Raw genomic sequence first — 21,806 nt, forward strand, 5'->3', positions numbered from 1 at the left:
TGAGTTGGGCGTCGATGCCGGTCGATGCCCAGTCGTCGTGGTTATACCTGAAAAACGCCGCGCGCCTGCGCGAGGTGGCGGGATGCTTGGTGTTGACCGCCGATTAACACCCTAACCTGGAGGCGGGGAGCGAACGCTCCCCGAACCTGGTGTCACCTACTCCCCACTCCCGCATTCAAGACGTTGCCTTTACTCCCGCAGTGGAAGACTGCGCGATCCTGACAGCGGGAGAAACGGCAAAACCTTAACGGCGAGAGTAAAAACCACTCCCCACTCCCTACTCCCTCGCTCAGAAGGCGACGGCAACCTTGTAGATGACCATCGCCATGGCCACCAGCAGGTAGCCGCGCAACACCGCCATCCACAACTTGCTGCGGCCGGTCAGGATCATCGGCTTGAGTTCGGACAGCGCCGGCATCCGCCAGTCGTACAACGTCTGCCGATCGACCCGCGCCGGCAGATCGCCGCGCGCGGTTTCCTCGCGGGCACCCAGGTATTGCAGCGCCACCACCGTCAGCACGCTGGCCACGCCGCCGCCGATGAGAATGGTCAGGATGGTGCGCTCCGAGATATCCGGGAACAGCACCGCCGCGGTCAGGATGATCGACATCAACACCAGCACCGCCACGATCAGCGCGGTAAACACGTTGGTCAGGCGCGAGTTCACCCACGGGCCGAGCACGTCGCGGTCGTTGCACAACAGCAGCAAAAATACCGTTGCGCTTGGCAACAATACCCCGGCCAAGGTTTGCACGGCGTTGGTCAACAGCCCGAGCGGCACGCCGGGGATCAGCACCAAGGCGGCGGCGAAGATGATCAGGCCGCAGTACATCGCATAGAAGCCCAACGCATCGGTCGGCTTGCGGTGCAGCGAATGCTTGAGGCTCAACACGTCGCCCAACGCATAGGCGGTCGACAGCGATACCGCCATGGCGCCGATGATCGAGGCGTCGATCAACGCGACGGCGAACAGCACGCCCGGCAGACGGCCGTAATATTTGCCCAGGCCGTGCGCGATCGCGCCGGCATCCTGGAAGTTGCCGAACTCCGGCCGGCCCATGAACACTTGGGCGGTAAAGGCGATCATGGCCACCGCGCCGATGATGACCAGCACGATGCCGAGCCACAGATCGGCACGTTCGTAACGGATGAAGCGCGGCGTGATGCGCTTGTCGATCACGTAGCTTTGCTGGAAAAACAACTGCCAGGGCGCCACCGTGGTGCCGACGATACCGATGATCAACAGCATCACGTCGGACAATTTGCCGCCGGCCGGCATCGAGGGCACCAGAAAGTCATGCGCCACCTGGCCAAGCGGCGGGTGGATCATCACCAGAATCGGCACCAGCAGCAGGCTGCCGGCCACCAGCACCAACGACACACGCTCGAAGCGGCGGAAGTCGCCGGTCGAGGCGGAGAACATGATCAGCAAGGCTGCCAAGCCCACGCCCGCCACTTTGGACACCCCAAGGTATTCCATGCCCAGGCTGATGCCGATGAACTCGGTGACGATGGTCAGCGCGTTGAGCACGAACAGGTCGATGGCGCTGAAGGCCCCCCAGAATTTGCCGAAGCGCTCCAAAATCAGCCGCGCGTGACCGACGCGGGTCACCGACCCCAAGCGCAGCACCATTTCCTGGTTGACGTACAGCACAGGAATCAACAGCGCCATCGTCCACAGCAGCGTGGTGCCGTAATTCTGACCCGCCTGAGTGTAGGTGCTGAAGGCGCCGGCGTCGTTATCGCCCACCATCACGATCAGGCCTGGGCCGATGATGGCCAACAGGGTCTTCAACTTGGCGAGCCAGCCGTTTCGCGGCGCGGTGTCGTCGTGACGGATGGTGCCCAATGCGCCGCGGATGTCGCCCAAGTGGGCGCTATCCAACACGGCCGCGGCCGCGTTGATTTCGTTCTTGTTCAAGTCCATTTTCCTTCCCCCCGATTTTGGCGGCGACGATGGCGCGACGATGGAAAAACGGCCAAACAAGCTTCCGTTCGCCGCTCCCGGCATCAAACCGGATGTGGAGAATGGAAGCCCGGCGACCCATCATCGATCCGAGGCCGGCGCACGGCCACGTCGAATAGACGACACGCGTCTATCCCGACGGATAGATAACAGCGATCCGAAGCTGGTAAAACCCAATTGGTAGAGCGTGCTAGGGATATTGCAGCCGGTCATGACGACCGGTACTCGAAGCGCGCTAACCCGTTGTAGCGAGTCAGCGGCAGGGGACGAAAGACCCGGTGTGCTTAACTCGCCAGTACTTCGCTGGCCCAAGCCAGCATGCAACTCTGGGAACTACTGCCCACGTCGGAGCCCTTATGTCATTGATAACGGTGGAATTATAGCTATAGGTAAACTATTTGAGAAGCCCTTTAATTAATAATTTACATCGTCATAGCGATGCGATTGGTTATCAATATGGTACGGGGAACATACAATGAGACGTTGGCTATTACTATTTTGCTGCGTGCTGGCGCCAGTTAGGCTCTGGGCCGGCGAACCCGGAAACATGCCGTTGAAAATGCGCTTGGACACCGGCCAGACGCTGGTCGTGGCGGAAGGGGAAGGCGAGGCACGCTCACTCGGCAGCTACAGCATCCGGCTCTATCAGGCCGCGCCGGCTGCCGACGATACCACCTTTTTTCAATACGGCATGATCCGGCCGCGCGACGGTTTCCTGCAGGGCATCAACCTGCTGCGCCTGCCGCAGTACGACACGCGTCTGGTGGTCGTGGTGATGCAAAGCGCCGGCACCGGCAGCTATCTGGCGGCCGATGCCTATTTGCCGGCGCCGGATCATCTGACGCTGGTGCGCTGCGTGCGCGGCATCCCGCCGCGGGCGGACTTGGGCGAGGCGCTGCGCCAGGCCCCGAGTGCCGACGTATCCTGCGTCACGCCTTGAACGCATGCCGTCTGGATGCCAAAAAGCGGCCGGCCGGCGCGATCAGCACGCAGATGACCAACATCGCCAGCGGCTGATACTGCAAACTGGGCACGAAGCACAAGCTGAGCGCGCCCATGCCGGCGGCAATCAACAAGTAATACTTCAAGCCCAGCAGCGCGCCGGCCGTCCCTTGTTCCGCGCGGTATTCGTGCAGCGCGTCGGCCATCAGATTGGGAACGGCGAAGCTGAAGCCCACCGTGACGACCCCCTGCATCAGAATCAAGCCCGTGGCGGCCGTGCCGCCGGACAGCAGGCTCAGCGCCAGCCATTGCCCCAGGCAGCCGGCCAGGCTCAAGCGCCAGCCGAGCTGAATCTGCCGGTAGCTGCCTCGCAACGGTTGCAGACTGCGGTTGAGCCAGGCTCCCCACAGGCCCCCGATCGCGATCACGAGTCCGCTGACCCCGAACACCCAGCCTGGCATCTGCAACGTCGCCAGGGTAAAGGGCGCCAGCGTGTAATAGCCGAACAGCAGAATATTGAAACCCGCGACCTTCCAAGCCGTGGCCAACACATGACGGTCGCTGCGGGTGCGGCGCCATACCTGGACATAGCCGGTATTACCCGTATCGCCCTGCGGCCGAGTTTCGCGCCCCCAGACGAAGCTAGCCAGAATCAGCAGCAGCGCCAACGCGCAGACGAATAGGAAGACGCCATGAATCCCATGCGCGCCGACGAGCCAAGCGCCCAGTGTCGGTCCAATCGCCGGCGACAGCGCCAACACGCCGCCCACGAGCGAGAACACCGCGGCCAGGCGCGGGCCGTGATACAGGTCGCGCAGCATGGTCTGGATCACGATCGACCCGGCGCTGGCGCCGAAGGTCAATAGTGCGCGCGAGAGCAGCAGCAGGGTGAAGGTCGGCGCGAACCAGGTCAGAACAGCGCCCAGCCCATAGCAGAGGAGCGCCGCCAACAGCGCGGGACGGCGCCCCCAACGGTCCGACAACCGGCCCCAACATACGACCCCCAAGGCAAAGGCCAAGAAGTCGACACTGACCGTCCACTGCGCGGCGGCGGCCGAAACGTGGAAATAGGCCGCAATGCCGGGCAGCGCCGGCGCATACAAGGTTTCGCTCAGTTGCGGAAACGCCAGCAGCAGAACCAGCAGGATCAGCGGCGGCGCGGTTTGGCGGCTAGACATGGGGTTTCTCCTGATGAAAGTCAGGAGGCCAGTCTATCGGCGGCGTGATGGCTATACTGGCGACATAAGCCATAAAACCATCGAGAAGGTGACAACATGGCCCATTTTGCCCCCGGCGCGGCGCCGGATCCCGATCAGTGCCCCTACGACATACTCGGCATGGCGATCGACTCGCCAGCCGCGCACGACTCGGGCGCACACTGTCATCAGCAGGCGCTGCTGATGTACTGCACCCGCGGCGTGTTGGAGATTCAGATTGGGGAACGCTATTGTCTGTTGCCGCCGACGCTGGCCGCTTGGATTCCCGCCGGCTTGCCGCACAGCGCGCGCGCCAGCAAGCCCTATTCCTATCGCAGCCTTTACTTCAAGCCGGATCTGCTGACGGGATTGCCGGCTTACGGCACGGTGCTCGGCATCAATGCCTTGTCGCGCGAGGTCATCGTGCGCATTGCCGAATGGCCGCTGGCGCCGCCGGACGGCCCGCTGCTGCGGCTGATGCAGGTGTTGGCGGATGAACTGCGGCTAGCGCCTGAACAAGCGCTGAGTTTGCCGTTGCCGCAGGACCGTCGGCTGGTCAAGCTGTGCGAACGGTTGCTGGCCGATCCGGGCGACCCGGCCACGTTGGATGCACTGGCCGTATCGGTGGGGGCCAGCCGCAAAACCATCCACCGGCTGTTCGTGCAGCAAACCGGCTTGCACTTCGCCGCCTGGCGGCAACAACTGCGCATCATGAACGCGCGCAAGCGGCTGGAAGAGGGCGAGCCGGTAGGCCGTGTGGCGGCGGATCTGGGCTATGCGCAGGAAAGCGCCTTCATTGCCATGTTCCGCAAAGCGACCGGCATCACGCCCGGCCGGCTGCGCCGCGGCGCATCGAATGGAAGCGGGAGCAGGGAGTAGGGAGTCGATGGGTTGGGTTTTCCGACTCCCCACTCCCCACCCTCTACTCCCGCGGCAATTAAGCCACATCCTCCAAGCCGAACATTTCCGCCTGATCGTCGTAGGAGAAGATTTCGCCGTAACGGCCCCAGTTGATCACCGAATCGAGCGTTTCTTCCGCGGCTTCGTCACTCAAATAATCCTCCAGCTCCTGCTTGAAGCGGTCGCGCGGCGCGCGCTGTTTCGGCCGCTCGTTGAGCACCTGTTTGATGTGCGCCGCCAACGGCACCCCGCGCAACAGGCAATCGGCGAACAGCTGCTTGCGCTCTTGCGTGCCGAAATCGGAGTATTGCCGGCCATAGTAGGTCAGCGTGATGTCGCCTTCGGACATGTCGGCGAGCCCCAGGTGCTGCAACAGCTCGGCCACCGGGAATAGATCGTCGACCTCCATGTGCAGCTGCTGGGCGATTTCCGGCATGTCGGCGCGGCCGTTGTACGGCGCCGCGGCCACGGTCTCGATCAGGCCGGCGATCAGGTTGGTCGACACCTGCGGCAGCCAGCTCTTGAGCTCCAGCCCCATTTTGCGCTGCGCGTCGGCCTGCGGCCGGCGCGTCATCTTGGCGTAGATGTCGTCGACGAACTGGCGGAACGCCGGATCGAGACGGTTGCGCGGGTGGGCGAACGGCACGGTGACTTCGGAGATCACCCGGCCGGGATTGGACGACAGCAATAGGATGCGGTCGCACATGAACACCGCCTCCTCGATATTGTGGGTCACGATCAGGATCGACTTGATCGGCAAGCCGCCCTCGTTCCACAAATCGAGCAAATCGGTGCGCAGCGTTTCGGCGGTCAACACGTCGAGCGCCGAGAACGGTTCATCCATCAGCATCAGCGTCGGGTTGACCACCAGCGCGCGGGCGAAGCCGACCCGCTGGCGCATCCCGCCCGACAGCTCGCGCGGGTAGGCGCTTTCGAACCCGTCAAGACCGATCAGGTCGATCGCCTTGAGCGCGCGCTCGCGCCGCTCTTTCGCCGGCACGCCGAGCGCCTCCAGCCCCGCCTCGACGTTTTCCAGCACCGTGAGCCAAGGAAACAGCGCAAAGGTCTGGAACACCATGGCCACGCCTTCGACTGGACCGGCGACCGGACGGCCGCAGTAATTGACCTCGCCGTCGGTGGCCGGAATCAATCCGGCGATAATGCGCAGCAGCGTGGATTTTCCCGAACCGGAGCGGCCGAGCAGGCCGACGATCTCGCCTTCCTTGAGCGTCACGTTGACGCCGTCGAGCACCTTGAGTTCACCCTGCGCCTTTTCGAACCCGCAGCACACTTCACGGGCGTCGAGGATGGTTGCATTGCTGTGGTTTTCCATGAGTCTCACTCTTCTACAGTCAGCCGCGGGTCAACGCAGGTGGTTTTCGGCATAAGCGTACATCGGCCGCCACAACAGGCGGTTGAACAGCACCACGAACAGCGACATCGTGGCGATGCCGAGAATGATGCGCGGGAAATCCCCCGCGGCGGTCGTTTCGGCAATGTAGGCGCCCAAGCCGTGCGCCTTGAGTTTAACGTCGCCCCATTGCACCAGCTCCGAGACGATGCTGGCGTTCCAGGCGCCGCCCGAGGCCGTGATGGCGCCGGTCACGTAGTAAGGGAAAATGCCCGGCAGAATGACCTTACGCCACCATTGCCAGCCGCGGATGCGGAAGTTGGCCGCCGCCTCGCGGAAATCGTTGGGGAAGGCAGAGGCGCCGGCGATGACGTTGAACAGGATATACCACTGCGTACCCAGCACGATCAGCGGCGACAGCCAGATATCCACGTTGGCGTGGAAATGCACGATGCCAACGACGAACACCGGAAACAGCAGGTTGGCCGGGAAAGCGGCCAAGAACTGCGCCAACGGCTGAATCTTCTCCGCCAGCCGCGGCCGCAAGCCGATCAGCACGCCGAGCGGCACCCATACGACAGAGGCGAGCACAATGAGCAGCAGCACGCGCACGAGCGTGATGAGCCCCAGGATCTGGACGTGCCAGACGTCCTGCCAGCTAACGCCGGAGGCGACGTAGCTGATCACCCGCCAAGCCAGCGAACAGGTGCCGACGATGACGAGCACGGCCCACAGCACGTCGGCCAGCCGGCTCATCGCCGGCGATGCCGGCTTGGTCGCCGCCGGCATCGGCAGCCTGAACGGCGAGCGCGCCATGGCGCGCAGCAGGGCGCCCAGCGGCTGGAACAGCTTTTGAATCAGCCGCGTGCGGCGCACCAGGTCGAGCAGCCACGACTCGGGCTCGTTCTGCGAACTGGTGTCCTCCATGCGGAACTTGTCGGCCCACGCGACCAGCGGCCGGAACAGAAACTGGTCATAGGCCAGAATCACCAGCGTCATGGCGAGAATGACCCAGCCCACGGCGCTGAGGTTGCGCTCGGCGATCGCTTGCGCCAGGTAGGCCCCGATGCCGGGCAGGGTGACGGTGTTGTTGCCGACCGTGATCGCCTCGGACGCCACGACGAAGAACCAGCCGCCGGACATGCTCATCATCATGTTCCAGATCAGGCCGGGCATGGAGAAGGGCACCTCGAGCTTCCAAAAGCGCTGCCAGCCGGTCAGCTGGAAGCCGCGCGACACCTCGACCAAATCGCGCGGCACCGTGCGCAGCGATTGGTAGAAGCTGAAGGTCATGTTCCAGGCTTGGCTGGTGAAGATGGCGAAGATCGCCGCGCACTCGGCGCCGAGCACCCGCCCCGGAAACAGCGCGATGAAAAAGGTCACGGTGAACGAAATGTAGCCCAGCACCGGCACCGACTGCAGGATGTCCAGAATCGGGATCAGCACCTTCTCTGCCCGGCGGCTCTTGGCGGCCAGCGTACCGTACACCAGCGTGAACACGAGCGAGGCCAGCATGGCCGCCAGCATGCGCAAAATCGTGCGCAGCGAATACGCCGGCAGACTAGCGGGGTCGAGCGAGATGACTTGGGTCTTCAGCGTGGCCATCGGCGCCATGGTCTGATGAAACCCCGTGCTGCCGAGCACGATGACGCACAAAATCAGCGGGAAGGCGACAAAGTCCCAGCGGTTGGGCAGCAGACGCCGCGCGGAGGCATTGAAGAGGGGCGGCAGAATCATGCGCATCGGCCAGCTCCCGTCGAGTGGTTATACATAGACGCCTCAGATAGCAAGGTTGTACGACACCAAGGCAAAGCGCCCCAGGCTCGCCAGTCTAGCGCGCTTTGATGACAATTCAGCGCGGCCAAGCAAAAACGGGCCGGCGTCGATCGCCGGCCCGCTATTCTCGCCGATTGGCGCGTCGCAGAAAACCCCGTCAATGCGCGGTGGCCACCTCGCCGCCCGGCGCCTGATAGCCGCCGCCCAACGCTTTGATCAGGCCGACCGCCGCCGTCAGGCGGCTATTGAGAATATCGAACTCGCTGCGCACGCTCGCCTGCCAGGTGGCATTGGCCTGCACCACGCTGAGCATGCCGGCGGTGCCCGCCTTGTACTGATTGAGTGTGATATCGGCCGACTGCCGCGCCGCCAGCACCGCCTGGTGCTGCATGTCGGCCTCCTGCGCCAGGATGCGCGTAGCCGCCAGATTGTCCTCGACATCCTGGAAGGCGGTCAGCACGGTCTGGCGATAGGTGGCCACGCTTTGGTCGTAGCTGGCCACGGCGGCGGCGTTCTGCCCGCTGCGCAGCCCGCCGTCGAACAAGGTGGCCGCAAGGGTCGGCCCGACCGACCAGACACGGTTGGGCAGCGTGATCCAATTCGCCAGGCTGCCGCTGCGATACCCGCCGCTGGCGCCGAGCGTCAGTTGCGGAAACCACGCCGCGCGCGCCACGCCGATCTGTGCATTGGCCTCGGCCACCAGCCGCTCGGCGGCGGCCACGTCCGGACGGCGTTCAAGCAAATCGGATGGCACCCCGACGGGCGTGGCCGGCACGCGCGGCGCTGTCTGACGTTCGCCCAACGAGAAACTGGATGGTGTTTGGCCGATCAGCACGGCAATGGCATGCTCCAGCTGGTCGCGTTGCAAACCTTTATCCATCGCCTGCACCTGAATGCTTTGCAATTGGCTTTGCGCCTGAGCGACATCGGCCTGGCCGGCGACGCCGGCCGCATAGCGGTTTTGCGTGATCGTCAGTTGTTGCTGGTAGGCCGCCACGCTGTCGTCCAGCGAGCGTTTCTGGCTATCGGCCACGTACAGCTGGAAATAGGCGATCGCCAGTTGGGCCTGTGCGGACAGCCGCGCGTTCTCCAGGCTGGCGAGGCTCGAGGCCGCCTTGGCTTGGCCCGCCTCGACGCCACGCCGCACCTGACCCCACAAGTCGATTTCCCAGCTGGCCGACAACGCCGCGTTGTACGCGGTGCTGACGGTGCTCGACCCATCGCTGGAGCCTCCCGAACGAGCATGGGTTTCGCTCGCGGATAGGCCGACCGTCGGCAGAAAACCGGCCTGCGCCTCCTGCAACAGCGCCGACGACTGCCGGTACTGCGCCTCGGCCTGCGCGATCGTCAAATTGGCGGCATTGAGCTGGTCCTCCAGCCGGTCCAGATCCGGATCGTTGAATACCTTCCACCAGGCGCCCTTGGCGATCTGATCGGCCGGCGACGCCGGTTGCCAGCCCTTGGCTTCCTTGAATTGGTCGGCGGAGGCCACCGCCGGACGGACGTAATCCGGCCCCACCGCGCATCCCGCCAGGGCCAGAACGCACAAGCCGCCGAATAAACGCTTTTTCATGCCTGATTCCTTGCTATTCATGTCAGGGGGCCTCCGCGGCCGGCAGCGGTTTCTTGCGCCGCGCCTGGCTCCATAGGCGGAAGCGATCCAGGTATAGATAGATCACCGGTGTCGTATACAAGGTCAGCACCTGGCTGACCAGCAGGCCGCCGACGATGGAAATACCCAGCGGCTGGCGCAATTCGGCGCCATCGCCATGCCCCAGCGCCAGCGGAATGGCGCCGAACAGCGCCGCCATCGTGGTCATCATGATCGGCCGGAAGCGCAGCATGCACGCTTGAAAAATGGCGTCGCGCGGCGACAGGCCCTGCCGCCGCTCGGCCTCGATGGCGAAGTCGATCATCATGATGGCGTTTTTCTTGACGATGCCGATCAACAGCAGCACACCGATCATGGCGATGACGCTGAACTCGGTATTGCAGCCCAACAGCGCGAGCAAAGCCCCCACCCCCGCCGAGGGCAGCGTCGACAGAATGGTCAGCGGATGCACCAAACTCTCGTAGAGCATGCCCAGCACGATATACACCGCCAGGATGGCCGTCAGGATCAGCACCGGTTGACTGGATAACGAGCTTTGGAAGGCGGCGGCCGAACCTTGGAAACTGCCGATGATGCTGGCCGGCAGCCCGATCTGGCGCACGGCGCCGTCAATGGCGGCGGTGGCGTCGGACAGCGACACGCCGACGGGCAGGTTGAAGGAGATGGTCACCGCGGCGAATTGCGCCTGGTGGTTGACCGCCAGCGCGGTATTGCCCTGCTCGTAGTGGCTGAACGCCGACAACGGCACCAGCGGGCCTTTGGTCGATGGCACGTAGATCCATTGCAAGGCGCCGGGGTCCTGCCACCAGCGCGGCGCCACCTCCATCACCACGTGATACTGATTGAGCGGCCGGTAGATGGTCGAGACCTGGCGCTGACCGAAGGCATCGTTGAGCGTGCTGTCGACGGCGCTTTGCGTCACGCCCAAGCGCGCCATGGTATCGCGGTCGAACACCAGATAGGCCTCACGGCCTTTGTCCTGCTGATCGGAGTTGACATCGGCAAGCATTGGCAGCCGCATCAAGGCGCGGCGCACCTTCGGCTCCCAGGCGCGCAACGCCGTCAGGTCGTCGCCTTGCAGCGTGTACTGATACTGCGCGTTGCTGGCGCGGCCGCCGATACGGATATCCTGCACCGACTGCAAGTACAGCGTCGCGCCAGGCTCGTGCGCCAGCGTCTTGCGCAACCGGGCGATCACTTGATCGGCGCTGTCCTGGCGCGCCGACAGCGGTTTGAGCGCAATGAACATATTGGCGGTATTCAGCTGCGAGCCACCGGTGAACCCCACCACCGAATCGACCGCCGGATCGCGCCGCACTTTGGCGATGAAGATATTGAGCTTGTCCCGCATCGACTGAAACGAGGTTTGCTGGTCCGCGAGCAGCATGCCGACGACGCGGCCGGTATCCTGCTGAGGGAAAAAGCCTTTCGGCACAGCGCTATACAGGTAGACGTTCAGACAAACGGTTGCCAACAGCAACAACATCATGGCCCGCCCATGCGCCAGCGACCAGGACAGCGAGCGCCGGTATCCCTCCTGCAGCCAGGTCAACGCGCGCTGCGCCCACTCGATGACGCGGCCATGCTCGCGCTCGTCATCGTGCACCTTAAGCCAGCGCGCGCACAGCATCGGCGTGGTGGTCAAGGAGACCGCCAGCGAAATCAGAATGGCCGCCGACAGGCTGATGGCGAATTCGCGGAACAGCCGGCCGATGATGCCGCCCATCAGCAGAATCGGAATGAAGACAGCGATCAGCGACAAGCTCATCGACAACACGGTGAAGCCGACTTCCTGCGCGCCCTTGAACGCCGCCGCCATCGGCGACAGGCCATTCTCGATATGACGCGAGATGTTTTCCAGCACCACGATGGTGTCGTCGACCACGAAGCCGGTGGCGATGGTCATGGCCATCAGCGACAGATTGTTCAAACTGAAGCCCGCCAGGTACATCACGCCGAAGGTGCCGACGAGCGACACCGGCACGGTGATGGCGGGAATCAGCGTGGCGCGGCCGTTGCGCAGGAACAGGAACACCACCATGATCACCAGGGCAATCGAAATCATCAGCGTGCGTTCGACGTCGGACAGCGAGGCGCGAATGGTCGGCGTGCGATCCAGCGGCACCGACAGATCGATGCCTTTCGGGATCGACGCCTGCAGTTGCGGCAACAGCGCGCGCACCCGGGCCACGGTCTCGATGATGTTGGCGCCCGGTTGGCGGGTCAACACCAGTACCACCGAATCCTGCCCGTTGACCGAACCGGCGTTGCGCAGATCCTGGACCGAATCCACCACCTTGGCCACATCGGCAAGCCGTACCGCGCTGCCGTTGTTGTAGTGGACGATCAGCGGCAGATAATCGCTGGCCCGCACCGCCTGGTCGTTGGCCAGAATCTGCCAGCGCTTGTCGCCTTGCTCCAGCGCACCCTTGGGACGGTTGGCGTTATTGCTTGCCAGCACCGTGCGCACCTGCTCCAGGCTGATGCCGTAGTGGGTGAGCGCTTGCGGTTCGAGCTCGACCCGCACTGCCGGCAACGAGCTGCCGCCGACGTTGACGTCGCCCACGCCGTCCACCTGCGCCAGCTTCTGCGCCAGGATGGTCGAGGCGACGTCGTACATCTGCCCGCGGGTAAAGGTTTTCGACGTCAGCGCAATGATCATGATCGGCGCATCCGACGGATTCACCTTGCGGTAAGTCGGATTGCTCGGCAGACCGCTCGGCAACAAGGCGCGCGCGCCGTTGATCGCCGCTTGCACGTCGCGCGCGGCGCCATTGATATCGCGGTCGAGATCGAACTGCAGCGTAATGCGGGTCGAGCCCAACGCGCTGTTCGACGTCAGCTCGGTCACCCCGGCGATACGGCCGAGCGAGCGTTCCAGCGGCGTGGCCACGCTGGAGGCCATGGTTTCCGGACTCGCGCCCGGCAGCTTCGCCGAGACCGAGATGGTTGGGTAATCAACCTGCGGCAACGGCGAAACCGGCAAGAGGATGAACGCCAGCCAACCCGCCAGCAGGATCGCCAACGTCAACAGCGCGGTGCCGACCGGACGGCGGATAAAGGGCGCGGAGAGATTCATGCCGATTTCCGCCAACGCGAGGACAGCCGGTCAAAGGCCAGATAGATCACCGGCGTGGTGAACAGCGTCAATACCTGGCTGACCATCAAGCCGCCGACCATGGTCAGACCGAGCGGCCGGCGCAGCTCGGCGCCCACGCCAGAGCCCAGCATCAGCGGCAACGCGCCGAGCAGCGCCGCCATGGTGGTCATCAGAATCGGCCGAAAACGCAGCAGACACGCCTGATAGATCGCCTCGCGCGGCGCCAGCCCCTGATGGCGTTCGGCGTCGAGCGCGAAGTCGATCATCATGATCGCGTTCTTCTTGACGATACCGATCAACAACACGATACCGATGATCGCCACCATGCCCAGGTCGTTGCCGGACACCATCAGCGCCAACAGCGCGCCGACGCCGGCGGAGGGCAGGGTGGACAGAATCGTCACCGGATGGATCGTGCTCTCGTAGAGCACGCCCAGCACGATGTACATCGTCACCACCGCCGCCAAAATCAACCACAGAGTATTGGACAGCGAGGCTTGGAAGGCCGATGCCGCGCCCTGGAAATGCGTTTGAACCGACAGCGGCAAGCCAAGATCCGCTTCGGCCTGACCGACGGCCTGCACGGCGCGATCGAGCGCGGCGCCGGGAGCCAAATCAAAGGAAATAGTGGCGGACGGGAATTGCCCTAGATGATTGACCGTCAGCGGCGTATTGCGCTCCTCGACATGCACGACGGTCGACAACGGCACCTGCGTGCCGCTGGCGGTCGGCAGATACACCGCGTTGAGCGCGGCCAAGCCCGCATCGCCCGTCTTCTGTTCCAGCACCACGCGATACTGGCTGGTTTGGGTGAAGATGGTCGAGATCAGCCGCTGGCCGAAGGCGTCGTACAGCGCATTGTCGATGGCCGACGGGGTAATGCCGAGCCGCGCCGCGGTATCGCGGTCGATGGTGACGTAGGCCTGCAAGCCGCGATCGAGCAGGTCGCTCGAGACATTTTGCAAATCCGGCGATTGTCTCAACCGCTGCACGAGCTTGGGCGTCCACAGGCTCAGATCATCCAGCGTGTTGGCCTGCAGGATGAAGTGGTATTGCGAGCGGCTGACGCCGGAGTCGATGGTCAAATCCTGCACCGGCTGCAAGTAGCTTGCGATGCCCGGCGTTTGCGCCAGACGGGCGGACAGGCGCGGCAGAATATCGCTCATCGCGTCGCGGCGGTTCCCCGGCTTGAGGTTGACCAGCATGCGGCCGTTGTTGAGCGTGGCGTTGTTGCCATCCACGCCGATGAAGGACGACAGACTTTCCACCGCCGGATCGGCCAGCAACACCCGCGCGACTTGTTGCTGACGTTCCGCCATGGCGGCGAAAGAGATCGACTGCGGCGCCTCGGTGATCACTTGGATCGCGCCGGTGTCCTGGACCGGGAAGAACCCCTTGGGCACCCAGAGGTACAACAGCGCGGTCAGCGCCAGCGTGCCGACGGCCACCATGAGCGTGATTTTCTGCCGGTCCAACACCCAGGTCAGCACGCGGCCGTAGGCGGCAATCACCCGTTCGAAAAAGCGGCCGCTGGCGTGATAGAACCATCCCTGCTGCTCTTCCGGCACGTGCTTCAACAGCCGCGCGCACATCATCGGCGTCAGCGTCAGCGACACGAAGGCGGATATCAGGATCGACACTGCGAGCGTGATGGCGAACTCGCGGAACACCCGGCCGACCACGTCGCCCATGAATAGCAGCGGGATCAGCACCGCGATCAGCGAGAAGGTCAGCGAAATGATGGTGAAACCGATCTGTTCCGATCCCTTCAGCGCCGCTTCGAACGGCTTATCGCCCTCCTCGATGTAGCGGGCGATATTCTCGATCATCACAATGGCGTCGTCGACCACGAAGCCCGCGGCGATGGTCAACGCCATCAGCGTCAAATTGTTGACGCTGAAGCCGGCCAGATACATGACGGCAAAGGTGCCGACCAGCGACAGCGGCACGGCCACGCCGGGGATGACGGTCGCCGGCACGCTGCGCAGAAACAGGAAGATCACCATCACCACCAGCGCCACGGCCAGCATCAGCTCGAACTGCACGTCGGCCACCGATGCGCGCACCGTGACGGTGCGATCGGTCAACAAACGCACGTCGACGCTGCCGGGCAAGGTGGCTTGCAATGCCGGCAACTGTTGCTTGATGCGATCCACCACCTGGATGACGTTGGCGCCAGGCTGGCGCTGGATGTTCAAAATGACCGACGGCGTGGTGTTGGCCCAGGCGGCGAGCTTGTTGTTCTCAGCGCCGTCGTCCACGGTGGCCACATCGGTCAGACGCAACGGCGCGCCATTTTTATAGCTAAGCACCAGCTTGCGATAATCGTCGGCGGAATTGAGCTGGTCGTTGCCGTCGATGGTGGCGGCAACCTTCGGCCCATCGAAGCTGCCCTTGGCCTGATTGACGTTGGCGTTGCTCACCGCGGTGCGCACATCGTCGAGGCTCAGGCCGGTGGCCGCCAGTTGCGGCCCATTGACGCGGATCCGCACCGCCGGCCGCTGGCCGCCGCCGATACTGACAAGCCCGACACCCGGCAACTGCGACAACTTCTGCGCCAGACGGGTATCGACCAGATCGGTCAGCTGCGGCAGCGGCACGGTCTTGGAGGTAATCGCCAGGGTCACGATCGGGGTATCGGCCGGGTTGACCTTGTTATAGATCGGCGGCGAGGGCAGGTCGGTCGGCAGCAGATTGGACGCGGCATTGATCGCCGCCTGAACTTCCTGCTCGGCCACGTCCAGCGTGGTGTCCAAACTGAACTGCAGGGTGATGGTCGACGCCCCGCCGGAACTGGACGACGTCATTTGATCCAGGCCGGGCATCTGGCCAAACTGACGCTCCAGCGGCGCGGTGACCGAGGAGGTCATCACATCCGGGCTCGCGCCGGGGTACAACGTCACCACCTGGATAGTGGGGTAATCGACTTCCGGCAGCGCCGAAACCGGCAAAAAACGGTAACACAGCAAACCGACCAGCAAGATCGCCAGCATGGCAAGCGACGTGGCGACCGGCCTTAAAATGAACTGGCGTGACGGATTCATCCCTGGCTAGCTCCGCTTGCCTTGTGCTTCTTGCCGCCGGCCCCGCCGCCTTGCGGCTTGTCCGCCGCCACGGTCACCTTGGCGCCGTCGCGCAGCTGATCCATGCCGTCGATGATCACCCGCTCGCCCGCCTTGAGACCGCCATTGACGATCAGCTGATCGCCCTCGGTCGGGCCGGGCTCTACCACACGCACCGACACCGTGCTATCCGCGTTGAGCACATACACGAAGGTGCCGGGTTGGCCACGTTGCAGCGCCGATGTCGGAATCACCAGGGCGCCCTTCCTCTCCTCGGTCTGCAGGCGCACGTTGACGAACTGATTCGGAAACAACGCATTGTCCTGATTGGCGAATACCGCCTTGAGCTTGACCGTGCCGGTCGTGGTGTCCACTTGATTATCGACGGTCAGCAATTTGCCCTGCGCCAGTTTGCTGCGATTGTCTCGGTCATAGGCGACCACCGGCAGCACGGCATCCGCGCGGGAGGAAGGCAGCACCTGGTTGAGCTGGTCCTCCGGCAAGGCGAACACCACGTTCATCGGCTGCACCTCGGTAATGACCACGACGCCGTTGCTGTCGCTGGCGTGCACGATATTGCCCACGTCCACCTGCTTCAAACCGACGCGGCCGGACACCGGCGCTGTGATGCGGCTATAGTCCAGCTGCAGCTTGGCGCTTGCGACCGACCCCTTATCCGACAACACCGTCCCTTGGTATTGCGTCACCAACGCCTCTTGCGTCGCCACCTGCTGCTCGGCGATCGAGTTCTGCGCCAACAGCGTGCGGTAGCGCGCCAGATCGATCTGCGCGTTTTTCAGCAGCGCCTGATCGCGCGCAAGCTGTCCCTGGGCTTGCGTCAACGCCACCTGGAACGGCCGCGGATCCAACTGGGCGAGCCACTGACCGGCCTTGACCATCTGCCCTTCGGTAAATCCCAGCCGCATCAATTGGCCGTCGACGCGGCTATGTACCGTCACCGTATTGTTCGGTGTCGCCGTGCCGAGCGCCGTCAGATAGATCGGCATGTCTTGCGCCGTCACCGTGGCGGCCGACACGACCTGAGACGGTTGCTTGTGCCGGCGCGCCTCGGCATTGGCCGCCTGATTGCGCCAAACCAGCCAGACGGCCAGCAGGACGAACAGCAATAGGATCGACAGGAAGATGCCTTTGGCGCGGCGGGACGCGGCCTGCGGTTGAGGTGCGGACATAGGATCAAGAATAATCAAACATGAATAGATGATGATGCAGATATTACCTGAACGGAATGTTAATCAGGCGCGGCGATTATCGGAGGAACCGCTTGCTTCATTAACGTTCTTTAACTACGCCGCCCGTCGTTTCACGTGAAACATCGCCCGCGCTTTCCTGATAAACCCGCACGCGGGTGACCCGATCGGGCAGCGGCACGCCCTTGATCCGATCGGACAACCCAGCCTGGGCCGCCGGTAGACGAATATCGATCTCGATGGCGCCATCCAAATAATGCAGCAGCGCCTGATCCAGCAGGCCCGCCTGCGTTCCCAATGCCGCGGCGTACGGCAACAGGATATCGCGGCGCGAAGGCAAGCCCAGATTGGCGCCGCCATCCTCCTGATCGGCGTCGATATGAATGGTGACGTCCGTCAAGCCAAAGTCGCGCAGTAACCGCTCCTGGGCGCGCAAGCTGATCTGGTGGCCTTCGGATACGCTGATGTAGCTGCCAACCAGCAAATGCGCATCGACGATGACGGCGTCGCCCATTTTGCGCGTACGAATATCGTGCGCGTTGACCACCCCTTCCGTCTGCAGCAAGGACGCGCGCAGCGCTTCGACCCGCTCAGGCGCCAAGCCGCGGTCCATTAAGTCTTGCAGCGCGTCATAGCCGAAGTGCCAGCCCATGCGCGCCACCATCAAGCCGACGATGGCCGCAGCCAAGGGGTCGAGCAGCGGCAGGCCGGCAAGATTGCCGGCGATGCCCACGGCGACCACCAGCGACGAAGCCGCGTCGGAGCGCGCATGCCAGGCATTGGCAGTCAGCATGCCGGACTGCACGCGCCGGGCGACGGCCAACATATAGCGGAACAGACCTTCCTTGGCCAACAGCGCGGCGAGGGCCACCCATAACGCCAGCCAATGCACACGCGCAATCTGACCGCCAAACAGCTTTTGGCCGGCGCTCCACCCCATGCTGACAGCGACCGACAGCAGCAGGGCGCCCAACACCAACGAAGCGGCGGTTTCGAAGCGGAAATGACCGTAGGGGTGATCCTGATCCGCCGCCTTGTGGCTGTAGCGATTGGCAAGCAACACCACGCAATCGGACAGCAAGTCGGATAGCGAGTGGATGCCGTCGGCGATCAGACCGCTGGAGTGCGCGAGGAGGCCGGCCAGGATCTGGCCCGCTGCCAGCAGGAGGTTAACCACCACGCTAACCAGCGTGCTTCGTTGGGCAGCTTGTTGCTTGGTGCGATTCATGGTGTGCGATTTGGGTCGGGGAATCGGCGTTGAAGATGACAGGCGCCAGCAAGGCGCTGGTTTGCCTACCCTAAATATATAAGCTATCTGAAAGATTTAACTGTGTCATATAATTCCACTCGATTTTCTGGCTTTCATTTCACAGGAACACCATGTCCACTTTACATGCCATTCTTTTCGCCATCATGCAGGGGATCAGCGAGCTGTTCCCAGTCAGCAGCCTTGGGCACGGCGTGATTCTGCCCGACCTGTTGCATTGGAACCTGGATCGGCAAGACCCGTCTTTCCTGGCCTTCATGGTCATGCTGCATCTGGGTACCGCGTTGGCGCTGTTCATCTATTTCTATCGCGACTGGCTTTCGCTCTTGGGCGGCTTCATCCGCGCCGGCGGCCGTCCGGTGACGCCGGAATCCCGTTTGGTCTGGCTGCTGATCGCCGGCACCGTGCCGGCCGGCCTGATCGGCCTCTTGCTGGAAAAGAAGCTGCGCGCGCTGTTCGGCTCGACCACGTTTGTTCTGGCGGTGCTGATCGTCAACGGCATCATCTTGATCGCCGGCGACATGATGCGTCAGAGCGGCCGTGGCCGCACGCTGGACGAGCTGAGCTTCTTCGGTGCGCTGAAAATCGGCCTGGTGCAAGCGCTGGCGCTGATTCCGGGTATTTCCCGCTCGGGCGTCACGCTGATTGCCGGCCTGCGCCAAGGACTCAGTTACGCCGCTTCGGCACGCTTCGCCTTTTTGCTGGCCACGCCGATCATTGGCGCCGCCGGCGTGCTGGAAGTGCCGAAACTGCTGCACGAGAAGAGCCAGATCCCCTTGAGCCTGGCACTGGGCTGCGGCCTGCTGTCCGGTTTCTTCGCCTATCTCAGTACGTGGGTGTTGATGCGTTACTTCAATAAGCACGAAATCCAGGCTCTGCGGCCGTTTGGCTGGTACTGCATCGGCCTGGGCCTCGTCGGGCTGTTGTTGCGTTTGCTGTAACCGGAGAGGGACGTCGAGAGATGGCGGAAGAGAAACAAAAGGAGCCTTGGCTCAACTACCTGGCGCTGGCGACGGTCATTTTCGCCATCAGCGCCACCTTGTCGACCTTCAAAGGCGGCGGCTTTTCGACCAAGAGCGTCATCAGCCAAGCGCAGGCCTCGGACCAATGGGCGTTCTACCAAGCCAAGGCCATCAAGGGCGATCTGTATCAGGCAGAGCGCGATACGCTGGCGGTGACGCTGGCCGCCCTTCCGGCCAATGCGACAGCCCAGCAGCGCAAGGTCTACGCCGATAAACTGGCCGAGTACGACAAGAAGATCGCCAAGTACACGGCGGAAAAGGCGCAGATCATGCAGACGGCGCGCGCGCTGGAAGCGACGCGCGATGCCGCCCAGCGTCAAGGCAAGCCGTTCGGGATCGCCGTGATCTTTCTACAGGTGGCCATCCTGATTTCGTCGATCGCCGGTTTATTCCATCAGCGGAAAATCTGGTATCTCGCCTTGCCGGTTGGCCTGGTCGGCTTATTGTACTTCGCGGACGGCTTTTTCCTGTTTCTCTAAGCGCCGCCATGCTCGCGATGTTTGGTGCAATGCCGTGCGCCGCACGGCGATTGCACCCTACGGCCCCGGGCGCGTCTTCGCGTAGGGCGCACTCGCCGAAGGCAGTGCGCCACTGACCCGCACGCTACCCAACCAACACAAAGTTGTCTCACACAACGAGCCGGCCTGTCCGGCTCGTTGTGCTTGGTTTTCCGTCCTCATCGGCTACAGTTTTTGCCAGCGTCCGTCATCCTCTGTATTCTAATTAAATATCTATACAAATTATTAAATACATTGGTGGCAGTATGCTGGCTGTTGTGCAAAATCTCTTCTTTCTACTGTTGCGCCCGCTCGGGCTTGGGCACGCGCGCGTCTGGTTCCGGGAACTGCGTCCCATTCTGCGCATGTCGCTGCCGCTGATCCTGTCGCAGGCGGCACAGATCGGCATCATGTTCATCGACTCCATCCTGATGGGACGGCTCGGTCCCGCGATGCTGGCCAGCGGCGCGCTGGCTCTGTCGAGCTATTTCTTCTGCCTGGTGCTGATCTTCGGTTTGTGCGCCGCCGCCGGCAATCTGGTGGCGCTGGCGCACGGCAGGGACGACAAACGCGCCGTGGTGGCCGCCACCCGCGCGGGCCTCATGACCACCTTGACGCTCAGCATCCTCATCGGCAGCCTCTTGTGGCACGCCGAGCCCATCATGCTGGCGCTCGGCCAACAACCGGACAACGCCCATCGCGCGGCCAGCTTCCTGCGCATTCTGGTTTGGGGGCTGCCGTTTAGCATGTTGTTCCTCACCCTGCGCAGCTTCGCCTCGGGGATCGGCAACCCCGGGCCGGTGCCGTTCATCACCGTCTCGTCGCTATTGATCGCGCCCTGTATCGGCTTTGTCCTGTCGCAAGGCGTGGGCAGTTGGCCGGGGCTGGGATTGAACGGCATCGCGATTTCCTCGGTCATCACCTACGCCTACACCGGCCTCGTGTTCGCGCTGGTGGTGACGCGCAATCCGGTGTTCACGCGTTACCATTTGTTCGCGGGCCTTGCGGCATGCGACTTCGCCGCCATCCGGCCGCTGCTGAAACTCGGCATTCCGACCTCCGGCACGCTGGCGATGGAAAGCGGTCTCTTTTCCTCCGCCGCCTATTTGATGGGCGCGCTGGGGACGGCCGAGCTCGCGGCGCATCAAAGCATGATGCAGATCGTGATCGCCAGCTTCACCATCCCCATCGGCCTGATGCAAGGCGTGTCGATGTGTGTCGGCCAAGCGGCGGGCGCGGGCGACTTTTTGCGCGTCAAACACCTGGGCAGCCTGGGTCAGATGCTGGGCGTGCTATGGAGTCTGTTCACCTGCGCCATTTTGTGGCTGTTTCCGCAGCTGGTGCTGGCGCTGTTTTTGCCGCTGACGCACGCCGGCGCCGCCGCGGCGCGGCAAGTGGCGGTCACGCTGATACCGCTCGTGGGGCTGCTGCTGATATTCGACGCCTGGCAGACCATCGCCAATGGCGTGCTGCGCGCGCTCAAGGATGCGCACAGCACGCTCGCGATTTTCGCCTTCGGCTGCTGGGGCGTCGGGATGCCGCTCGCCTGGTGGCTGTCGCGTCACGTCATCGGCGCCATGGGCGTGTGGGCAGGCATGGTGGTGGGGCTCGCCTGCGTCACGGTGCTGCTGATCATGCGCTTCAGGCGCGTGGCGCGCGAGCTGCAAACGGGCCGGCGGCGTCTATAGCGCCGCCGCGTCTCACTGCTTGTCGTCGTAGGTGGAAAGTTTGAGCAGCCGGTAGGCGGGGCACCAGCCGATGAGGCCCGTGAACAGCGGAACCAAGCCAAGCCAAGCCCAGGGAGTGCGCGGTCCGATCACCGCCAGACTGACGATGCCAGCGCCAATGACGACCCGGATGATGCGTTCTGCCTTGCCAACATTGCATTGCATGCTGCGCTCTCCTAT

General features: G+C 63.3%; 15 protein-coding genes. 5 read left to right on the top strand and 10 right to left on the bottom strand.

All coding sequences use genetic code 11. From position 1 onward, the window contains the following. Positions 1-289: 289 nt before the first annotated feature. On the bottom strand, positions 290-1,921 hold the full coding sequence (locus tag JOZ06_RS11270; protein ID WP_293232422.1) for an NRAMP family divalent metal transporter: 1,632 nt from the start codon (positions 1,919-1,921) through the stop codon (positions 290-292). A gap of 592 nt (positions 1,922-2,513) precedes the next feature. Between JOZ06_RS11270 and JOZ06_RS11275 the strand changes: the two genes are divergently transcribed. Continuing rightward, on the top strand, positions 2,514-2,906 hold the full coding sequence (locus JOZ06_RS11275) for a PliI family lysozyme inhibitor of I-type lysozyme (RefSeq protein WP_293232424.1): 393 nt from the start codon (positions 2,514-2,516) through the stop codon (positions 2,904-2,906). Here JOZ06_RS11275 and JOZ06_RS11280 read toward each other — a convergent pair. After that, positions 2,896-4,086 (bottom strand): MFS transporter, encoded by a 1,191-nt coding sequence (locus JOZ06_RS11280; protein ID WP_293232426.1) that lies wholly within the window; start codon positions 4,084-4,086, stop codon positions 2,896-2,898. The two genes, JOZ06_RS11275 and JOZ06_RS11280, sit on opposite strands and share 11 nt — an antisense overlap. A 96-nt stretch (positions 4,087-4,182) precedes the next feature. On the opposite strand from JOZ06_RS11280, the gene JOZ06_RS11285 reads away from it, so the two are divergent. Next, positions 4,183-4,983, top strand: a complete 801-nt coding sequence (locus JOZ06_RS11285; RefSeq protein ID WP_293232428.1) for a helix-turn-helix transcriptional regulator — start codon at positions 4,183-4,185, stop codon at positions 4,981-4,983. Between the two features lie 58 nt (positions 4,984-5,041). Here the strand turns inward: JOZ06_RS11285 and JOZ06_RS11290 are convergent, their stop codons facing one another. From JOZ06_RS11290 to JOZ06_RS11320, 7 genes are all read right to left on the bottom strand, one after another. Beyond that, complete coding sequence (locus JOZ06_RS11290) at positions 5,042-6,337, bottom strand: nitrate/sulfonate/bicarbonate ABC transporter ATP-binding protein (RefSeq protein WP_293232430.1); 1,296 nt, start codon at positions 6,335-6,337, stop codon at positions 5,042-5,044. A 30-nt stretch (positions 6,338-6,367) separates the two neighbouring features. Beyond that, positions 6,368-8,098, bottom strand: a complete 1,731-nt coding sequence (locus tag JOZ06_RS11295) for an ABC transporter permease subunit (protein WP_293232432.1) — start codon at positions 8,096-8,098, stop codon at positions 6,368-6,370. Positions 8,099-8,288: 190 nt separating this feature from the next. Then, positions 8,289-9,704 carry an efflux transporter outer membrane subunit gene (locus tag JOZ06_RS11300; RefSeq protein WP_293232434.1) on the bottom strand — a complete coding sequence of 472 codons (1,416 nt, stop codon included), beginning with the start codon at positions 9,702-9,704 and terminating at the stop codon, positions 8,289-8,291. Positions 9,705-9,726: 22 nt separating this feature from the next. Then, complete coding sequence (locus JOZ06_RS11305; RefSeq protein WP_293232436.1) at positions 9,727-12,822, bottom strand: multidrug efflux RND transporter permease subunit; 3,096 nt, start codon at positions 12,820-12,822, stop codon at positions 9,727-9,729. Beyond that, positions 12,819-15,887: an MdtB/MuxB family multidrug efflux RND transporter permease subunit gene (locus JOZ06_RS11310; protein ID WP_293232438.1), complete on the bottom strand. Its 3,069-nt coding sequence runs from the start codon at positions 15,885-15,887 to the stop codon at positions 12,819-12,821. Before JOZ06_RS11310 ends, JOZ06_RS11305 begins: the two co-directional genes overlap by 4 nt. Beyond that, a complete protein-coding gene (locus JOZ06_RS11315) occupies positions 15,884-17,095 on the bottom strand; it encodes an MdtA/MuxA family multidrug efflux RND transporter periplasmic adaptor subunit (protein WP_293232440.1) in 1,212 nt (403 codons plus the stop codon). Before JOZ06_RS11315 ends, JOZ06_RS11310 begins: the two co-directional genes overlap by 4 nt. A 100-nt stretch (positions 17,096-17,195) precedes the next feature. After that, the gene (locus tag JOZ06_RS11320) at positions 17,196-18,341 is read right to left on the bottom strand and encodes a cation diffusion facilitator family transporter (protein WP_293232442.1); all 1,146 of its coding nucleotides are present in this window, start codon (positions 18,339-18,341) and stop codon (positions 17,196-17,198) included. 152 nt (positions 18,342-18,493) lie between these two features. Between JOZ06_RS11320 and JOZ06_RS11325 the strand changes: the two genes are divergently transcribed. The 3 genes from JOZ06_RS11325 (at position 18,494) to JOZ06_RS11335 (ending at position 21,587) form a co-directional block, all read left to right on the top strand. Continuing rightward, positions 18,494-19,321 carry an undecaprenyl-diphosphate phosphatase gene (locus tag JOZ06_RS11325; RefSeq protein WP_293232444.1) on the top strand — a complete coding sequence of 276 codons (828 nt, stop codon included), beginning with the start codon at positions 18,494-18,496 and terminating at the stop codon, positions 19,319-19,321. Between the two features lie 20 nt (positions 19,322-19,341). Continuing rightward, positions 19,342-19,881: a DUF4337 domain-containing protein gene (locus JOZ06_RS11330; protein WP_293232446.1), complete on the top strand. Its 540-nt coding sequence runs from the start codon at positions 19,342-19,344 to the stop codon at positions 19,879-19,881. Positions 19,882-20,165: 284 nt separating this feature from the next. Beyond that, entirely contained in the window at positions 20,166-21,587 is a 1,422-nt protein-coding gene (locus JOZ06_RS11335) for an MATE family efflux transporter (RefSeq protein ID WP_293232448.1), read from the top strand. Positions 21,588-21,599: 12 nt separating this feature from the next. Here the strand turns inward: JOZ06_RS11335 and JOZ06_RS11340 are convergent, their stop codons facing one another. Next, positions 21,600-21,791, bottom strand: a complete 192-nt coding sequence (locus JOZ06_RS11340; RefSeq protein ID WP_293232450.1) for a DUF2892 domain-containing protein — start codon at positions 21,789-21,791, stop codon at positions 21,600-21,602. Positions 21,792-21,806 lie beyond the last annotated feature (15 nt).

This window comes from Paludibacterium sp. (assembly GCF_019232825.1).
GTDB lineage: Bacteria > Pseudomonadota > Gammaproteobacteria > Burkholderiales > Chromobacteriaceae > Paludibacterium.